General features: G+C 44.0%; 14 protein-coding genes. 9 read left to right on the top strand and 5 right to left on the bottom strand.

The genetic code is table 11. The features are described 5' to 3' along the window. The first annotated feature begins 124 nt into the window (after window positions 1–124). From RRU94_RS08035 to RRU94_RS08005, 7 genes are all read left to right on the top strand, one after another. Window positions 125–574 carry a hypothetical protein gene (locus RRU94_RS08035; protein WP_315691240.1) on the top strand — a complete coding sequence of 150 codons (450 nt, stop codon included), beginning with the start codon at window positions 125–127 and terminating at the stop codon, window positions 572–574. 344 nt (window positions 575–918) lie between these two features. Further along, window positions 919–2,205 carry an ATP-binding protein gene (locus RRU94_RS08030; RefSeq protein ID WP_315691239.1) on the top strand — a complete coding sequence of 429 codons (1,287 nt, stop codon included), beginning with the start codon at window positions 919–921 and terminating at the stop codon, window positions 2,203–2,205. Window positions 2,206–2,440: 235 nt separating this feature from the next. Next, window positions 2,441–3,181 (top strand): FadR/GntR family transcriptional regulator, encoded by a 741-nt coding sequence (locus tag RRU94_RS08025; protein WP_315691238.1) that lies wholly within the window; start codon window positions 2,441–2,443, stop codon window positions 3,179–3,181. Window positions 3,182–3,262: 81 nt separating this feature from the next. Next, the gene (locus tag RRU94_RS08020; protein ID WP_315691237.1) at window positions 3,263–4,273 is read left to right on the top strand and encodes a mannonate dehydratase; all 1,011 of its coding nucleotides are present in this window, start codon (window positions 3,263–3,265) and stop codon (window positions 4,271–4,273) included. 90 nt (window positions 4,274–4,363) lie between these two features. Beyond that, window positions 4,364–5,362, top strand: coding sequence for a tripartite tricarboxylate transporter substrate binding protein (locus tag RRU94_RS08015; protein WP_315691236.1), 999 nt, complete (start codon window positions 4,364–4,366; stop codon window positions 5,360–5,362). 72 nt (window positions 5,363–5,434) lie between these two features. Continuing rightward, window positions 5,435–5,887, top strand: coding sequence for a tripartite tricarboxylate transporter TctB family protein (locus tag RRU94_RS08010; protein WP_242237893.1), 453 nt, complete (start codon window positions 5,435–5,437; stop codon window positions 5,885–5,887). A gap of 12 nt (window positions 5,888–5,899) precedes the next feature. Continuing rightward, a complete protein-coding gene (locus tag RRU94_RS08005) occupies window positions 5,900–7,405 on the top strand; it encodes a tripartite tricarboxylate transporter permease (protein WP_242237895.1) in 1,506 nt (501 codons plus the stop codon). A gap of 37 nt (window positions 7,406–7,442) precedes the next feature. Here RRU94_RS08005 and RRU94_RS08000 read toward each other — a convergent pair whose 3' ends face one another. The 3 genes from RRU94_RS08000 to RRU94_RS07990 form a co-directional block, all read right to left on the bottom strand. Further along, window positions 7,443–8,150 (bottom strand): FadR/GntR family transcriptional regulator, encoded by a 708-nt coding sequence (locus RRU94_RS08000; RefSeq protein WP_315691235.1) that lies wholly within the window; start codon window positions 8,148–8,150, stop codon window positions 7,443–7,445. A 152-nt stretch (window positions 8,151–8,302) separates the two neighbouring features. Beyond that, a complete protein-coding gene (gene gudD / locus RRU94_RS07995; protein WP_315691234.1) occupies window positions 8,303–9,661 on the bottom strand; it encodes a glucarate dehydratase in 1,359 nt (452 codons plus the stop codon). Window positions 9,662–9,694: 33 nt separating this feature from the next. Further along, the gene (locus RRU94_RS07990; RefSeq protein ID WP_410492980.1) at window positions 9,695–11,017 is read right to left on the bottom strand and encodes an MFS transporter; all 1,323 of its coding nucleotides are present in this window, start codon (window positions 11,015–11,017) and stop codon (window positions 9,695–9,697) included. Between the two features lie 376 nt (window positions 11,018–11,393). Between RRU94_RS07990 and kdgD the strand changes: the two genes are divergently transcribed. Both kdgD and gucD read left to right on the top strand, forming a co-directional pair. Beyond that, on the top strand, window positions 11,394–12,329 hold the full coding sequence (gene kdgD, locus RRU94_RS07985; RefSeq protein ID WP_315691233.1) for a 5-dehydro-4-deoxyglucarate dehydratase: 936 nt from the start codon (window positions 11,394–11,396) through the stop codon (window positions 12,327–12,329). 14 nt (window positions 12,330–12,343) lie between these two features. Continuing rightward, on the top strand, window positions 12,344–13,807 hold the full coding sequence (gucD, locus tag RRU94_RS07980) for an alpha-ketoglutaric semialdehyde dehydrogenase GucD (RefSeq protein ID WP_315691232.1): 1,464 nt from the start codon (window positions 12,344–12,346) through the stop codon (window positions 13,805–13,807). A 46-nt stretch (window positions 13,808–13,853) separates the two neighbouring features. On the opposite strand, the gene RRU94_RS07975 is transcribed toward gucD, so the two are convergent. Together RRU94_RS07975 and RRU94_RS07970 are read right to left on the bottom strand one after the other, a co-directional pair. After that, entirely contained in the window at window positions 13,854–15,581 is a 1,728-nt protein-coding gene (locus RRU94_RS07975; RefSeq protein ID WP_315691231.1) for a glycine betaine ABC transporter substrate-binding protein, read from the bottom strand. Window positions 15,582–15,585: 4 nt separating this feature from the next. After that, a complete protein-coding gene (locus RRU94_RS07970) occupies window positions 15,586–16,791 on the bottom strand; it encodes a quaternary amine ABC transporter ATP-binding protein (protein WP_315691230.1) in 1,206 nt (401 codons plus the stop codon). Window positions 16,792–17,344 lie beyond the last annotated feature (553 nt).

The raw sequence follows: 17,344 nt of genomic DNA, 5'->3' as shown, positions 1-17,344 counted from the left end.
GGTTGTCTTTTTTGTTTAATGAAGAAATTAGACAATGAGTTAGCATGCAGGGAAGAAAAGAGGGAATGAATAAGAAAGATGAAAATATAAAAACATCTTCCCCCTTCAAAGGAGCTGTAAAAACATGCGTGATTTAGTAAAAAGACGAAAAAGCCAGGTGCGGTATCAGGTAGGGCTCAGTAATGGGCAGTCGCTGCATGTTTATTTCTGGCGTGAAAAAGAATTTGTTTCCGATCGAGTTGTATACGTTTGGAATGCAGCCGTTATCATAACGGATTCGAGAAAGAAAGCGAACAAGTGGAAGAATCGAAATCCGAGAGGTACAAAAGAGAAAGCAACCGGGAAAGTCGGTCTTGAAGGGCTGAAAAAAGCTTTGGATATTATTCTCGAATTCAGATATCGCTTAAAACCAAATGAGTATTTATTTGTTGTATTTGATGATGAAAAAAGGAAAAGTGCGTATCGCTGGCTTGAACGATACGGGTTTATGCCGTTTTATAAAAATGGTGTGTTCAGAGCATATGGTACATTTAATCCCATTTATGGACAATGGTTACCGGGAAGCAACAGCTGATTTTCTTTATATTAATGTTTGTTGTATACATATAAGGTATTCACTCTATTTATTTAAAGGAAAGAACTTTAAGTGTTCTTTTCTTTTTTTTTGTAAGTATATTTGTTTTTATTCACTAGCATATCAAAGTACAACAAAAACAGTCAGAAGAAACAAAATGATCGATATTTGTCGAAGAAAAAATATAGGCATTTAACTGTGTTTATAGCAATATAGGAATATACTGTTCTCATATCGAGACTAGGAGGTCGGAATACCCTTCACTTTTCGAAAAGGTTTGCAAGTATGTGGCGGGTAGCTTATAAAGTGCTTTCGTTTTTAATCTGTTTAAAAGGGGAGTTCCCATGAAAAAGACTGGCCGAATAATTTTAATTAGCACTTCCTTATGCTTTACTTTCATTCAGTTAATTTTTTTTAATTCTGCATTTGAAAAAGAAGTGTACGACCTGGTTATCGCCACCTTTATTGCCTGGTTTGTCGGCCTGCAATATGACAAGTTAAAACTTGATCAGTTAAGAAGAAAGCAAAGTGAAGAAAATTATAAGCTGTTGATTGAATTGCTTCCTGAATCAGTTGTTATACAGCGGAATAATATCATTTTGTATGCAAATAAGGCAGCCGAGAATATGTTGGGTGCCCATCAAAAAAGTGATCTTGTCGGTCGCTCTATTGTGGATTTTATTGAAGAAGGGTATTTAGAAAAGATACAAAAAAATGAAGCGGTCCCTAAACAGCCCCAACGTCCGCTGATAAACGCGGTGTGCAAGCTTACGTGTTTAAATTTAAAACAGATTTATTTTGAATTCTCTTCTTTACAAATTATATTCGAAGGAAAAGAAGCAACACTATATATTGGCAAGGATATTACGTGTAAAAGAGAGCAAACGGAATCTCTTTTGCAGAAATCTGAGAAACTAGCAGTAGTCGGGCAGCTGGCAGCAGGTATTGCTCATGAAATCCGAAACCCGCTTACCTCTATTAAAGGATTTATCCAGCTGGTTCATTCTGAAACAAATCAGCATAAAGATTTTTTAGAGATTGTATTAGCGGAATTGGAACGGATCAATGCTATTATTGGTGAATTTTTAGTACTGGCCAAGCCAAATGAAGTAAAGTTTAAAAAAATGAATATCCAGCCGCTGCTGGATGATGTAGTTTCTCTCATTAATTCACAAGCGATGATGGAAAATGTACAAATAAACCTTTCATACAGTATGCAGCTTCCTCAAATCGTTTGTGAAGAAAATCAGCTGAAGCAAGTATTTATCAATGTATTGAAAAATGCGATTGAAGCTATGCCAGGCGGGGGGGTTATCGAGGTTGGGGCTCATAAAAGTGAAGATGGTTATATCACCCTTTCTTTTAAAGACCAGGGAGTAGGGATTCCAGAAGAACGTATTCCGACACTGGGAGAACCTTTTTATACGACAAAAGAAAAAGGAACAGGGCTCGGGCTGATGACCTGTTTGAAAATTATTGAAAATCATAAGGGAGATTTGCGCATTTCAAGTGAAGTAAACAAAGGAACGACGATCAAAATCTCGCTGCCGCCAGCCGCTTTGTCTTTAAAGGGAAAAGAAACCAAGACTGTGTGGAGTTTAAAAGAAGAACCATCCAGTCATTTTGGTTAAAAAAGAGTTATATAACTGCCATTATCATCTTATATACACCCGTTCAGAACACTGTTTCATTTTTGAATAGTGTTCTTTTTGTGCGCAAAAAAAAAGAAGCCCATGAAGTATTTTAACCGTTCAGCACAAAAAAATAATTTTATTTATCCAATTGACAGTTAAATTAATTTGTCTTACAATAATAACAGAATATTATTTATTGTAAGACTATTCAGAACAGTTGGGAGGGAGTGTAGTGGGTGAAGGAGACAGTGTAAAGCTTCAAATTAAATCAGTGACCCGAAAAACGTTATCGAAACAAGTCATCGATGAAATTATCAATTTGCTTATTGAAGGACATCTTCGTCCAGGAGAGCGGCTTCCTTCAGAAGTAGAACTTATGGAAATTTGTAAAGTGAGCCGGCCTGTGATTAGAGAAGCCTTAACTTCCTTGGAAGTAATCGGCCTTATTCATCGCCATACCAGGCACGGGACCTTCTTTGCAGACAAAATTGGGAGTGAGCCTTTCTCGATTATGTTAGCGCTTTCTTCGAGAGACCTGCTTTCCATTACTGAAATCAGGGTAGCGCTGGAGCTTGGATTAGTGACATTGGCTGCCGAAAAAATAACCGATGCCGATTTGAAAAAATTAAAAGCAACGATTGATCGTATGAAGGAACTGCCTACTGAAGATTCTTCCGAAGAAGATAAAGAATTTCACAGAATTATTGCGCTCAGTGCAAACAATGCTTTATTTAATGGATTGGTTCATCCGTTGCAGCAATTTCATCGCCAGATTTTAAAAAAGATACCGCTGGAAGAAAGAAATTTAAAAGAAACGATACAGCAGCACCTTGATATTTATCACGCGCTTGAAAAACGCGATTCTCTGGCTGCCTACGCAGCTATGTATCATCACCTTAATTATGTTCGGCAAAAAGCCATTAAAAGCTTTCTAATACTCGAAGGTAAAGAAAGTACAAGCGAGAAAATGTAAGCGGTTTATTTATTAGGGATTTACTGTGTCCGTCAATGGTAACGGGAGGCTTTCCAGCAAACAGATAGAGGAGGAGATGGAGTGAACATTTCAGTTACAACTAATTTCTTTGATCTTTCAGATACAGACTTAAAGCAAATGAGCCAGCTTGGCGTCGATTATATTGATTTTGGCAATGGTGCTTCGTTTCCAGGCGTGAAGGAGCAGGGGTATCCGGATCTGGATGCTTTATTAAAGCAAAGGAAAAGAATTCGTTCGTGGGGACTCGACATTAACCGTGTTACCCTGCCAAATATCTCGGAAGACTTTATGAATGAAAAGCCAGGCAGTGAGATTGAGATCGAGCATTCTGTGAACGCTGTAAAAGTATTTGGAGAAGCAGGGATCAACATCGTTCGGCAGCGCTTTGCGGGAGATGTATTTTATGGCTTGTCTACTCCTTATCAGGCCATTCAGCGGGGCGGAGCGATCTCCCGTGGAGAAAGCTTAAGCTTTACAAAGGAACAAGCAGCAACGCCGACGCTTGAAGAAAGCACAAAATGGAGAAAGAAATTTAACGAGGTCTATAGAGAAATTGTTCCTGCTGCACAGGATTACGGCGTTAAAGTCGGCATGCATCCATCTGATTCACCACACCCGGACAGTCCATTTGGCGGTCTTGGGTATCACCGGATCATTGATGAATATCCAAACAAAAATGTCGGCTATATTTACTGCGTTGGAACGAGAGCGGAAGAAGGCGGAAGCCCGCTTGTAATTGATGAAATTAATCATTACGGCCGCAAAGGAAGATTGTTTCTTATTCACTTCAGAAATGTGAGAGGCAGCCTTGCCACTGCGAAAGCATTTGAAGAATCCCTGCTTGATGATGGCGATTTAAATATGTTTAAAATATTGATGGAGCTAAAAAAGGTTGGATATGAAGGATGTCTCAATCCTGACCACGTTCCGATTATGGCGGGAGATGCACCTGATACAGATGCCAAATGGTCACATTCCAATGTAGGATGGAGCTCATCCAGCATCGGATTTGCTTATTCCATTGGCTATATAAAGGCCATGCTTACGGCTTTGAATGAATTTTGGGGATAACGCTTCTTCATTTGCATCATTGTGACCCTCTGCATCTAGACCGTTAAGAAGTCATCTATAACTATTCATTAAAACAGAGGAGGAAGTGGAATGAAAAAACGTTTTTCATTGATGGTATCGTCGATTATGATGGCGGGTGCTTTGTCTGCCTGTTCCGGAGCAGAAGAAACGAGTTCAACAGCTTCATCAGAAGGCAAAAGTGATTTTCCTAAAAAGCCGATCAGCATTATTGTCGCTTATGATGCTGGGGGAGGGACTGATACAACAGCCAGAACACTTCAGCCATTTTTAGAAGAAGAGCTCGGGGAAACGGTAACCATTGTTAATCAGCCCGGCGGAAGCGGATGGGTAGGATGGAATGCGATTGCTGCGGCTAAGCCGGATGGGTATACAATCGGTTTTTTGAATTCTCCAAACCTGGCCAGTGGATTGGTGAATCCTACGATGGAAAAGCAGGTGGATCTTGACAGCTTCGAGATGATTGGCAATCATGTTGTAGACCCGGGAGCGGTTGCGATACGGGTGGATGATAAACGTTTTTCAAACTTCAAAGAACTGGTTGAGTATGCGAAGGATCACGAAGTAACAACAACGGCCACAGGGGTAGCAGGAGATGACCACCTGGTGACTTTGAAATTAAATGAAGCACTTGGCACCAAATTTAAAGCAATTCAGTTTGACGGAACTGCCAAGTCGAGAGCTGCTTTTTTAGGCGGGCATGTTGACGTTCTTGTAACGAGTGTAGGTGAAGCGTATCCGATGCACCTGGAAAAACAATTGAAAGTAGCCGCTGTGACAGCAGAAGAAAGATCGTCTTTCCTTCCGGATGTTCCAACAGTTGAAGAAGAAGGATTTGAGCCAGTGATTTCTCAATCAACGAGAGGACTGGTTGCGCCAAAAGGGGTAGATGAAGAAACGATGGAAGTGCTCGAAACCGCTTTTGAGAAAGCGGTAACAAATGCTGAGCATGAAAAGAAAATGGAAGAGATCGGCACGCAGGTCGGCTATTACAATGCAGAGGATTACAGAGCGCTGCTTGAACAGGATGTGAAAGACATTGAAGGCTTAAAAGATTTGCTTGGCTGGTAAGTGTACCGCGTACCCGTCTCTATTTAGAGGCGGGTACTTATTCTACTATTATCTGGCGGGGAGTGGATAAACGTGAAAAATTACGGTGTATGGGTAGGCATCTCTCTTTTGCTCTTTTCACTTTTTATGGTTCGTGAGTCGCTGAAATACCCGTATTACGGGGAGTATGGTCCGGGACCGGGCTTGTTTCCGCTTTGGCTGAGCGGGCTGATGGGCTTGTTTTCTATTTTGTTTATATTGGATTCACTGCGGAAAAACAACAAGATTATGTTCTCAGAAGTACTGCCGAAAGGCGCAGCTTTGGTTGGCGTATTAAAAGTAGTGCTGTCCATCTTTTTGTTTATTCTTATTTCACCTTTTCTCGGCTATATCGTCTCCAGTATTATCGTTATGCTTATTCTTCTTATGCCTGATTTTAAATGGAAAATATCGCTTAGCACAGCAGCTTCCGTCACGATTGTGTTGTATGTCGTATTTAACCTTATTTTGGATATTCCGCTGCCGACGAATATGTTGGGATGGTAAGGAGGAGGCTTTATGGAGACAGTTCAATTATTAATGAACGGCTTTGAAATCGCATTATCGTGGCAGAATATTTTATACTGCCTGGCGGGCGTTTCCGTTGGCATGATTGTGGGCATTTTGCCGGGACTTGGTCCAAGCGCCGGGACGGCCCTTCTGATTCCGTTAACATTTGCGATGGATCCCATTTCAGCGATCATTATGCTGTCTGGTATTTTTTACGGCTCTATGTATGGCGGAACGATTACAACAGTTCTTGTAAATGTTCCCGGAGAAGCGGCATCGGTTGTTACGAGCCTGGATGGTTACCCGATGGCCCAAAAAGGCCGTGCCGGTGTAGCGCTTGGTATTTCTGCCATTGGCTCGTTTGTAGGAGGCGTTGTTGCGATCATAGGGGTTGCCCTTGTTGCGCCTCATCTTGTGAAATTTGCTCTTTCTTTTGGGCCGCCTGAGTATTTTGCTCTTATTCTGTTTGGAATGACAATGGTTGTCGGCTTAGCCGGAAAATCCATTATCCGTGGTGTACTGGCGGTTTTGATCGGGCTTGTGCTGGCCATGTTCGGAATTGCGCCAAGCTCAGGTGATATTCGCTTCTCATTTGGCCAGGCTTTTTTGATTGATGGGTTTGATTTTGTGACGATTGCGATGGGGTTATTTGGCTTATCAGAAATCTTGTTAGGCCTCGAACAGCAAATGAAAAAGCCTGAAAAGCCGCCAAAAGTCAAAGGGCTGCTTCCAAACCGCCAGGAAATCCGCCCCTCTGCTATGTCCATCGGTCGGGGAACCGTTCTTGGCTTTTTCTTAGGGTTAATTCCGGGGATCAGTTCCGTTGTTCCATCTTTATTGTCTTATTCAATGGAGAAAAGACTGGCAAAAGATCCGTCTCGTTTTGGAAAAGGAGCGATTGAAGGGGTGGCAGGGCCTGAAACGGCCAACAATTCCTTTACAGGAGGAGCTTTGATTCCATTGTTTTTGCTTGGGATTCCAAGCTCAGCGACAATGGCTGTTTTGTTAGGAGCTTTTGTCCTTCATGGCCTGCAGCCAGGCCCAACGCTGTTTGTCCGGCATGCTGACTTTGTATGGGCCGTTATTGCAAGCATGTTTATCGGGAACCTGCTTTTGCTTTTTATGAATCTTCCTTTGGCGAAATTTTGGGCTAAAATAGCGAGCATCCCATTTAACATGCTGTTTCCGATTATTATTGCTGTTTCCATCGTCGGAACATATTCGATCAGCAACAGCCTTTGGGATGTCGGCGGACTGCTTGTTTTTGGACTGCTTGGTTATGTGCTGAAAAAAGCAGACATTCCGGTAGCTCCCATTGCGCTCGTGTTTATTCTAGGAAAAATGATGGAAGAGTCGTTGCTTCAGACACTTGGACTGTATAATGGAAACTTCATGGAGATCTTTACTCGTCCGATTTCGGGCACGCTGATGGCATTGTCCGTTTTGGCTATTGCCCTTAGCATTGTCGCAGGTATGAAAAACAAAAAAACCTTATTGGGAGATTCCGAAGTGTAAAAATAAAAGCCTTGAAGCCATATGGCTTCAAGGCTTTTTATTCGTCATTCGCTGAGGAATATTGAAGGACTTTTTGACGGACAAAATCAAGATGCTTGTACATTTGTAAGAAGGCGTCCTGTGGATCGCGTGCTTCGAGGGCCGCGTAAATGGCTTTATGGTACTCTACCGTACGTTCCCGCTCTCTCACTTGAATCAAGCTGTTAACTTTGTTATGGGTAATTAGAAGAGAATCAATCATCCCTTCGACAATAGGGTTGTTAGCGCTTAAGGCTATAATGTGATGAAATTCCTTATCCGCTTCGCCATAGTCATTATCCTCACTGTTTGCAATGGCATCAATCGTTTTTCTTAGCTTTTCCAGCTGCTCGTCCGTAATTTTCTCGGCGGCCATGGTCACAAGCCCTAACTCCAACGCCATGCGCGCTTCAATGATAGCGGGTAAGTTATCGGTTGCCAGCGCCAGCATAACAGAGAAAGGATGAGTGCCGACTTTATTGTTGAAAAAAGTCCCTTCCCGTGTTTTTCGGGTAATAACGCCAAGTGTTTCAAGAGCACTGAGTGCTTCCCGAAGGACCGGTCTGCTGACACCCAGTTCTTCCATCAGCTCCATCTCGGGCGGAAGCTTGTCTCCCGCTTTCATTTGACCGCTGACAAGCAGCTGCACAATTTGTTCAACTACTTGTTTAGAAAGGGTGCTGCGGTGAACGGATTGAACGCCCAGCTTTTTAGATGATTCCTCCATGGTGTAACCTCTTTTCTCTGCCTTTATCTATGTAACCTTATTGTAAGACGAATTGCATAATAGTGCCACTTATTTGTGCATGATAAGAGGAGAAAGAACAAATTAAAAAGAAAAAGCGCCCCTTTTAAAGCAAGGGCGCTTGTTGTACACAATTATCGAACGAAGCAAGGGCGCTTCGGATCAAACGTCCATCCTGGAATCAAATACTGCATAGCGAGCGCATCATCGCGTGCACCGAGTCCTTTTTCTTTATACAGCTGGTGGGCTTTTTCCAGTTGCTCCATATCAATCTCCACACCAAGCCCTGGTTTTGTTGGAACATCGACCATTCCACCCACGATCTTAAATGGTTCTTTTGTCAGGCGCTGTCCGTCCTGCCAGATCCAGTGTGTATCAATAGCGGTGATTTTTCCAGGAGCAGCAGCAGCTACATGCGTAAACATCGCCAGTGAAATATCAAAATGGTTGTTCGAATGCGATCCCCATGTGAGTCCCCAGTCATGGCACATCTGCGCGACCCGGACAGAACCCTGCATCGTCCAGAAATGGGGATCCGCCAGCGGAATATCAACCGACTGCAGCTGGATGGAGTGCCCCATCTGCCGCCAGTCTGTGGCAATCATATTGGTCGCAGTAGGAAGTCCTGTCGCACGTCTGAATTCAGCCATCACCTCACGGGCCGAGAAGCCGCCTTCTGCTCCGCAAGGATCTTCTGCATAAGCCAGAACATGGTGCTGGTCCCGGCATAAGCGGATGGCGTCTTTTAACAGCCAGCCGCCGTTCGGGTCCAGGGTAATGCGCGCTTCCGGAAACCGCTCTGCCAGTGCTGTGACAGCTTCGATTTCTTCTTCGCCGCGCAAAACGCCGCCTTTTAGTTTAAAGTCGTTAAAGCCATAGCGGGCATGAGCCGCTTCTGCCAGTCGGACAACCGCTTCAGGAGTTAACGCTTCTTCATGGCGAAGGCGGAACCAGTCATCTTCTGCCTCTGCTTCGTTCCGGTACTCCAGATCCGTTTTGTTCCGGTCCCCAACATAAAATAGATAGCCCAGCATTTCCACTTTGTCCCGCTGCTGTCCTTCGCCTAAAAGGGCTGCGACTGGAACGCCAAGGTATTTTCCAACCAAGTCGAGAAGAGCGGCTTCTAAAGCGGTTACAGCATGAATCGTAATGCGGAGGTCAAACGTCTGTAAGCCGCGTCCCGCTGCGTCCCGGTCCGCAAACTGACGGCGTACGTTATTTAAAATATTGTTGTAGGTGCCGATAGACTGGCCCACAACGAGTTCACGTGCATCTTCAAGCGTCTGGCGGATTTTCTCGCCGCCCGGGACTTCACCCACACCGACATTTCCTGCATTGTCTTTCAGCAGCACAATATTACGCGTAAAGTAAGGGGCGTGAGCTCCGCTTAAATTGAGGAGCATACTGTCATGGCCGGCAACGGGAACAACGTTCATTTCTGTAATAATAGGCGTACCTGTCTGGACGTTTTCCTGGATTAATTGAGTGTTCATATTTTTTCTCTCCTATCAAATTAAGATAATAGATTACGATTTTAATTCAACCCGCTTAATTTCCCCTACAAGGAACAGGTAGCTGCAGATCGCGACTAATGCATTGGCACCAACGAAAACAAGCGCCCCGTTAAATGAACCGGTTGTCGCAATAATGTAGCCGATAATGATCGGTGTGGTAATACCGGCAATGTTGCCAAAGGTATTGAAAAGGCCGCCGCTGACGCCGGACATTTCTTTTGGAGAGGTATCTGCGACAACGGCCCAGCCGAGTGCACCAAATCCTTTACCGAAAAAGGCAAGCGCCATCACAAAGATCACAACCCATTGTGTATCCACGTAATTTGCGGCAACGAGCGTCATGGACATCAGCATGCCAACGACAATCGGTGTTTTCCGGGCAACCGTTAAAGAGAAACCTTTGCGGAGCAGGAAGTCAGAGAACATGCCGCCAAGAATGCCGCCAAAAAATCCGCATACAGCCGGCAGGGAAGCCACAAAACCAACTTCAAGAATGGTCATGCCTCTTTCCTGTACAAGATAGACCGGGAACCAGGTAAGGAAAAAGTACGTAAGCGTCGTAATACAATACTGGCCAAGGTACACACCTAAGAGCATCCGGTTTGTAAGCAGCTGTTTAACCTGGCTCCAATTAACCGCTTTCTTTTTTTCTTTCTTTGTGTCTGCCTGGTCCATGTTGGTCAGGGCGCCGCCTTCTTCAATGTAAGCAAGCTCAGCCTCGTTAATCCGCGGATGTTCTTTTGGGCTATAAATCGCTTTCATCCAAATGAACGAAACGACAATCCCGACTGCACCCATAAAGTAGAAGACATATTCCCAGCCAAATGTGTACGTAATATAGCCCATAATTGGTGCGAATAGAACGGTCGCAAAATACTGGGCAGAGTTAAAGGTAGCTGCCGCTGTGCCGCGTTCATGGCTTGGAAACCAGGAAGCGACGATCCGGCTGTTGGCAGGAAAAGAAGGTGCTTCTGCCAGCCCAACTAAGAAACGAAGGCCGAACAGGATCATCACAGCGGTTCCGGCAGTGCCGAAGAAACCGATAAACCCCTGCATAAGCGTAAACATGGACCATAAGAAAATACTCCAAAAGTAAACTTTCTTTGAGCCGAACCGGTCCAGCAGCCATCCGCCGGGAATCTGGCCGGCTACATAGGACCAGGCAAAAGCAGAAAACACATAGCCCATCATAACAGAATCAAGGCCAAGCTGATTGGACATGTCCGTTCCGGCAATGGAGAGAGTGGCCCGATCCGCGTAGTTAATCGCTGTAACAAGAAACAGCATGAAAACAATAAACCAGCGTGCACGTGTTTTTTTCTGGTTGCTGGGCATCGTCGGAGAAGAAGGAAAAACTTTTTCTTGCGCATTCATAGACATAAACACACTTCCTTTATATGAATTCGATGATGTGATACCGCTTTCAAAAAGTGTATGATGAATTACTCTAATTCTAAGAAATATTCGCTATCAAAAGCAACACTCCTTTTGTAAAAATTTAAATTGTTTAATTTTGTCCAATGGTAAGACAAATAAAATTGTTTGTCAATCGTTTTCGCAATGATTTTCTGGCCGCTGTTTTATGTATAAATCGCTATATTATCAGAAGAAAGCCGGCATTTTAGGTCGAATTTTCAGAAAATAAAATTAAAAGTTGACCGATAAATATATTTGTCTTACAATAAAACAAACAACACAAGGGGGATATACCATGACTCAAAATCGTCAGGCTCCGACCGGGATTTTAGGATTCCCGATTGCACCATTTACAAAAAACAATCAGCTGGATGAGCAGGCACTGGCCCAAAACGTACAGGATTTACTGGATGATGGACTGGAAGCGATCTTTGTCGCATGCGCCGCAGCGGAATACCCATCCTTAAGCAAGAGTGAATACGAAGCCATGGTGGAAGTTGCCGTATCGGTGACCGGCGGAAAAGTACCGGTTTACACAGGTGTAGGGGGCAATATTCAAACATCTTTGGAACTGGCCCAGATTTCGGCAGACAAAGGCGCAGACGGCTATCTGATTCTGCCGCCCTATCTTGTAACAGGCGAACAGGAAGGGCAGGCTGCTTACTTTAAAGCGATTGCCGAAAGCACAGATTTAAATGCGATTGTCTACCAGCGTGACAATGTCTCTTTTTCAATCTCTACTTTGGAAACGCTTGCTGAAGTGCCGCAGGTGGTCGGTGTCAAAGACGGCCTTGGCAATATGGAGTTAAATACACTGCTCACACAGACATTTGGAGGCCGTTTTGGATGGCTGAACGGAATGCCGCTGGCGGAAGTGACGATGCCGGCATATATCCCGCTGGGTTTTGATTCTTATTCATCAGCGATTTCCAATTACATTCCGCATATCTCCCGGAAGTTTTACACGAGCCTGCAAAACGGCGACCAGGAAACGGTTCGTGATATTTTTAAACATGTGATTCTGCCAATCCACAATATCCGCTGCCAGCGTAAAGGGTATGCCGTTTCTCTCATTAAAGCGGGAATGGAGATTGTCGGCAAGCCGGTTGGCGAACATGTAAGACTGCCGGTTCTTCCTGTGGAAAAAGAGCATTACGCACAAATGGAAAGCATCCTGAAAAATGCATTGGACCGTTTTCCAAAAGAAACAGCTGTACAACCAATCCAATAAAAGGCGGGATTATGATGACAACAACAATTGACACAAAAACATATCTTAATTTTATCAATGGCGAATGGGTTCCTTCCGTTTCAAATGAAGTGGAAAAAAGCCTGAATCCAGCAGACAGAAATGAAGTCGTCGGCTATGTACAAAAATCAACAGCCGATGATTTGAACCAGGCGGTGGCCGCAGCGAAAGCAGCGAAAGAAGGATGGCGCAGGCTGTCAGGGGCAGAACGTGGAGAGTACCTGTATAAAGCAGCTCACATTCTCGAAAAAAGAATCGATGACATTGCGGAATGTGCTACACGGGAAATGGGCAAAACGTTTGCCGAAACAAAAGGGGAAACAGCCCGCGGCATTGCCATCTTAAAGTACTATGCAGGAGAAGGCATGCGCAAAGTAGGCGATGTGATTCCATCGACAGACAGCTCAGCCCTTATGTTTACAACACGTGTACCGCTCGGTGTAGTCGGAGTCATTACTCCCTGGAATTTCCCGATTGCGATTCCTATCTGGAAAATAGCGCCGGCGCTTGTGTATGGCAACACGGTCGTCATGAAGCCGGCGACAGAAACAGCGGTGACAGCTGCTAAAATTATTGAATGCTTCGAAGAAGCCGGATTCCCCGCTGGCGTCGTTAATTTAATTACGGGACCAGGCAGAACCATCGGCCAGGGTATTGCGGATCATGAAGAGATCAACGGCATTACGTTTACCGGTTCAAACGGCGTTGGCAAGCAGATCGGCCAGGCAGCGCTGGCACGCGGTGCAAAATACCAGCTTGAAATGGGCGGGAAAAATCCAGTGATTGTGGCTGCCGATGCCGATCTTGATTTGGCAGTGGAAGCGGTTGTGACAGGCGCTTTTCGTTCAACGGGACAAAAATGTACGGCCACAAGCCGGGTCATTGTGGCATCTGAAGTGTTTGATACATTTAAAGAAAGGCTCGTTCAAAAAACAAAAGAGATCACGATTGGCAGCGGCCTTGACAGCCGTACATGGATGGGGCCGTGTGCAAGTGAAAATCAGCTGAATACTGTTCTTTCTTACATTAATAAAGGGGTAGAAGAAGGTGCCGAACTCCTTATCGGGGGCAAACGTGCAGAGGAAGGAAGCCAGGCAGATGGATACTATGTGGAACCAACCATTTTTGACAATTGTACGCCGAATATGGCGATTGCAAGAGAAGAAATATTTGGCCCAGTGATTGCCCTTTTAAAAGCAGCATCTGCGGAAGAAGCGCTGAAGCTTGCGAATGATACCGAGTACGGCTTAAGTGCTTCTATCTTTACAACGAATATCCAGCATTTGTTGTCCTTCGTCAATGACATGGAAGCGGGGCTGATCCGGGTAAATGCAGAAAGTGCGGGGGTTGAACTTCAGGCTCCATTCGGCGGCATGAAGCAGTCCAGCTCACATTCCCGTGAGCAGGGAGAAGCAGCAAAAGAATTCTTTACTTCGATTAAAACCGTTTTTGTAAAATAAAATGAATAAGAAAAAGAGCTGCTCATTGAATGAGCAGCTCTTTTTCTTATCTTAAATCTTCAATAGAATCAATATCCATATAGGCTGGTACGACCAGGCCGTTTTTCGTTCCCTGCAGGTTTGGTCCAAGGTCAACGATGTCTTTTTTGTATGTGTTGTAGTACTCAAGGTGGGTACTTGGCAGCCAAGCTGCAACCATTGCGTCTGCACTGCCATTGGCAATACTTGCAAACATAGGGCCGACTTCAACCTGGCTTAGTTTTACCTTGTAGCCATTTTGCTCAAGCACTTGGCCGATTACATTTGTGCTGGCAATTTCCGTATCCCAGGCTACATAAACAAGGCTGATGCTTTGGCCGCTTCCTTTTTGTGCACCCTCAGTCCACTTCGCTACTACATCCGGATGATCGGCAATCCATTTTTGAGCGGCTTCTTCTGCACTTGCGCCTTCTTCAATTTGCACCATTACTTCTTCCATATCGCTTGTTTCCCAGGCGAACTGGTCTAAGATTTGGTAGGCACCAGGTGCATCCTGTTGGAGACCTTTTCGTACGATCGTATTAATATCTTCAGCACCGCCAAAGGTTTGATTCGGATCTTCGAGATATTTTAAATCAAAAGAAGAGAACATCCAGTGCGGCGACCAGCCTGTAATAATGATCGGTTCTTTTTGATCATACGCTTTTTTCAATTCGGCTACCATTGCGGCTGAAGAACCTTCCGTAAGCTTCCAGTCGTCTAAGCCGTAATCTTTAACGGCATTTCTAGCTTGTGTCATAATACCGGCTCCAGGCTCAATACCGATGATTTGATAGCCTGTTTCGCTGCCGACATCGCCAGCTGGACCGGTTGCTGTTTCATTTTTTGCCAGAGAAAGAACGAGAGCTGCACCGATCACAAGCACGGCCAGTGCAGAAAAAACAATTTTCGGACGGATCAAATGCTTGTATGCCGGGTTTCGTAAATTCTGTGTAAGACGGTCAAGAATAATGGCAATAATGACGATCGATAGTCCTGCTTCAAACCCTTGTCCTACATTGATCTGGCTGACCGCACGGTAAACATCCGCGCCGAGCCCTGGAGCACCAACAAGTGAAGCTGTTACGACCATGGACAGGGCAAGCATAATACTTTGGTTTACCCCGGCCATAATCGTAGGAGTTGCTAAAGGAAGCTGTACCTTAAACAGCTTTTGGCTGTTGCTGGAACCAAAAGCATTGGATGCTTCAATTAAATCTTTCGGCACTTCCTGAATACCAAGATTAGTCATTCGAATTGTCGGGGCGATCGCAAAAATAAAAGATGCGATAATTCCCGGTACAACCCCGATTCCAAAAAACAGAATAGACGGGATCAAATAAACAAAAGCAGGCATTGTCTGCATAAAATCAAGAATAGGCATAACAATATTGCGGACTGTTTTTCGCTGGGCACACCAAATGCCGATCGGTATCCCGATCACAATGGTGAGCAGTCCAGACAAAATGACAATGGCAAGGGTTTGAATACTGGAATCCCAATAACCAAGATTGTCGATCAGCAGCAAGCTGATTAAAGTAAAAATACCCAGCGGCCAGCGGCTCGTATACGTAACAAGAAGCGTTAAAATTAAGATTAAAACAATAGGCGGGCCCGCACTTAAAAGATCTACTAAGATGTTTAGCAGGCCATCAATTGTATTCGTGATCAGGGAAAACAAGCCAGCAAATGTGACAGTAATCCAATCCACTAAGGAATCAATCCACGCTCCGAGTGGGATTTTTTGCATATTCATTTGCTTACTCACTCTCCATTTCGTTCAAGGAATCTTTGTTACCGGCCAGCGCTCCAATGAGGGCTCCGCGGATGACAATTCCTTTAATTCTTTGCTGGTCGTCCACAACAGAGATCGGCAAATTGGATGTAGCCATCTCATCCATAATATCGCCAAGCAGTGTGTCTTCCGACGCTGTTGGAATATCGGTAGTCATAACCTCTGGAATCGACAGGTTTTGATCAATAGCCTGACGAGCCTGTTCGGCTGTAATCGCACCGAGCAGTTTTTGCTTGCGGTCTACGACGAAAATACTTGAATAGCCTTGCTTGCGCATAATTTCTAGCGCCACGCGAGGTCCGCGGTCAGCACCAATTTTCTCAGGCCGCTTCATTACGTGAGAAGCCGTGAGCACTTTGGATAAATCCACATCTTCAACGAACTTTTCAACAAATTCATTGGCTGGATTCATCATAATTTGTTCCGGAGTGCCTAGCTGGATGACACTGCCGTCTTTCATAAGCGCAATTCGATCACCAATTCGGAGCGCTTCATCCAGATCATGGGTAATAAAGATAATGGTTTTTTTATACTGCTCTTGAATTTCCAGCAGTTCATCCTGCATATCTTTGCGAATAAGCGGGTCAAGGGCACTAAATGCCTCATCCATAAGCAAAATGCTTGTATCGCTTGCAAGAGCCCGGGCGAGACCGACCCGCTGCTGCATACCGCCGCTCAGCTGTGAAGGCAGTTGGTGCTCATATCCTTTTAAGCCTACTACTTCAAGAGCGCTCATTGCTTTTTTACGACGTTCATCGGCAGGGACTTTTTGAATTTCAAGGCCATACTCGGTGTTTTCTAAAATAGTTTTGTGGGGGAAGAGAGCGAAGTTTTGAAAAACCATGCTGATTTTCTTTTGTCTAACTTCTCTTAATCTTGCAGCATTCATTTTAACAATATCTTCGTTTTCAATTAGAATTTCACCGATAGTCGGGTCAATCAGCCGGTTAAACATGCGAATCAAGGTTGATTTACCGCTTCCGGATAACCCCATGATGACAAAAATCTCTCCTTGATAAATATCAAAGTTGACATTATTTACTCCAACTGTCTGTCCTGTTTCATTTAAAATTTCTTTTTTTGTCTTGCCTTGCTTTAATAACTCAATGGCTGCTTTAGGGGATTTGCCAAAAATCTTCGAGACATTTTTTACTTGTACGTATGGATCCATCAAATCACCTCAATCTAGAATTGCCAATATCATATTTAGTTTTGCCGATTCCCTCCGTTTTATGCCTGTCATAGCAGGCAGCTTTATAAATGCAGGTTCAAATCCATTGCCCTGCGAACATAGAGAAAAACAGGAGTGCTGCGCGATCATGTAAAAAGGCCGATCGTTTGGTTGAAAGCGCCGTGCGTGTATGCGAGACGGCAGCCATCCAAAGTAAATAAAAGGTTTGTGATTGTGTGAGCATTTCCGGCAGGAAAAAGAGGTAAAATCACAAAAAGAGGAAACGAACAGATACGGCATAAAAAAATATTAAAATTGGTTTTGCTTTCGAAAAAAACGATTTTTTAAATTAACAAACGCTTCATTTCAAAAGTTATTATATACCTTAACAAAACGTTTAATAAAATTCAAACGAATAAGATTAAAATCTATAAAAATATGATTAATCCAGTTAATGTATTTTATTATTTTGATCAATATATTTATATATTAAAGGAATATTTGGTTTAATATAGCGGAATTTTTTTGTCTTTTTTATATGTAAATGGCGCCG

The organism is Domibacillus sp. DTU_2020_1001157_1_SI_ALB_TIR_016 (genome assembly GCF_032341995.1).
Lineage (GTDB): Bacteria > Bacillota > Bacilli > Bacillales > Domibacillaceae > Domibacillus > Domibacillus indicus_A.
This window is presented reverse-complemented; position numbering and strand designations above follow the sequence as displayed.

Coding starts and splice junctions, on each gene's coding strand:
- RRU94_RS07975 (WP_315691231.1), bottom strand. CDS start 15,581: ATGAATATGCAAAAAATCCCACTCGGAGCGTGGATTGATTCCTTAGTG.
- RRU94_RS07990 (WP_410492980.1), bottom strand. CDS start 11,017: ATGCCCAGCAACCAGAAAAAAACACGTGCACGCTGGTTTATTGTTTTC.
- kdgD (WP_315691233.1), top strand. CDS start 11,394: ATGACTCAAAATCGTCAGGCTCCGACCGGGATTTTAGGATTCCCGATT.
- gudD (WP_315691234.1), bottom strand. CDS start 9,661: ATGAACACTCAATTAATCCAGGAAAACGTCCAGACAGGTACGCCTATT.
- gucD (WP_315691232.1), top strand. CDS start 12,344: ATGACAACAACAATTGACACAAAAACATATCTTAATTTTATCAATGGC.
- RRU94_RS08000 (WP_315691235.1), bottom strand. CDS start 8,150: ATGGAGGAATCATCTAAAAAGCTGGGCGTTCAATCCGTTCACCGCAGC.
- RRU94_RS08015 (WP_315691236.1), top strand. CDS start 4,364: ATGAAAAAACGTTTTTCATTGATGGTATCGTCGATTATGATGGCGGGT.
- RRU94_RS07970 (WP_315691230.1), bottom strand. CDS start 16,791: ATGGATCCATACGTACAAGTAAAAAATGTCTCGAAGATTTTTGGCAAA.
- RRU94_RS08035 (WP_315691240.1), top strand. CDS start 125: ATGCGTGATTTAGTAAAAAGACGAAAAAGCCAGGTGCGGTATCAGGTA.
- RRU94_RS08005 (WP_242237895.1), top strand. CDS start 5,900: ATGGAGACAGTTCAATTATTAATGAACGGCTTTGAAATCGCATTATCG.
- RRU94_RS08030 (WP_315691239.1), top strand. CDS start 919: ATGAAAAAGACTGGCCGAATAATTTTAATTAGCACTTCCTTATGCTTT.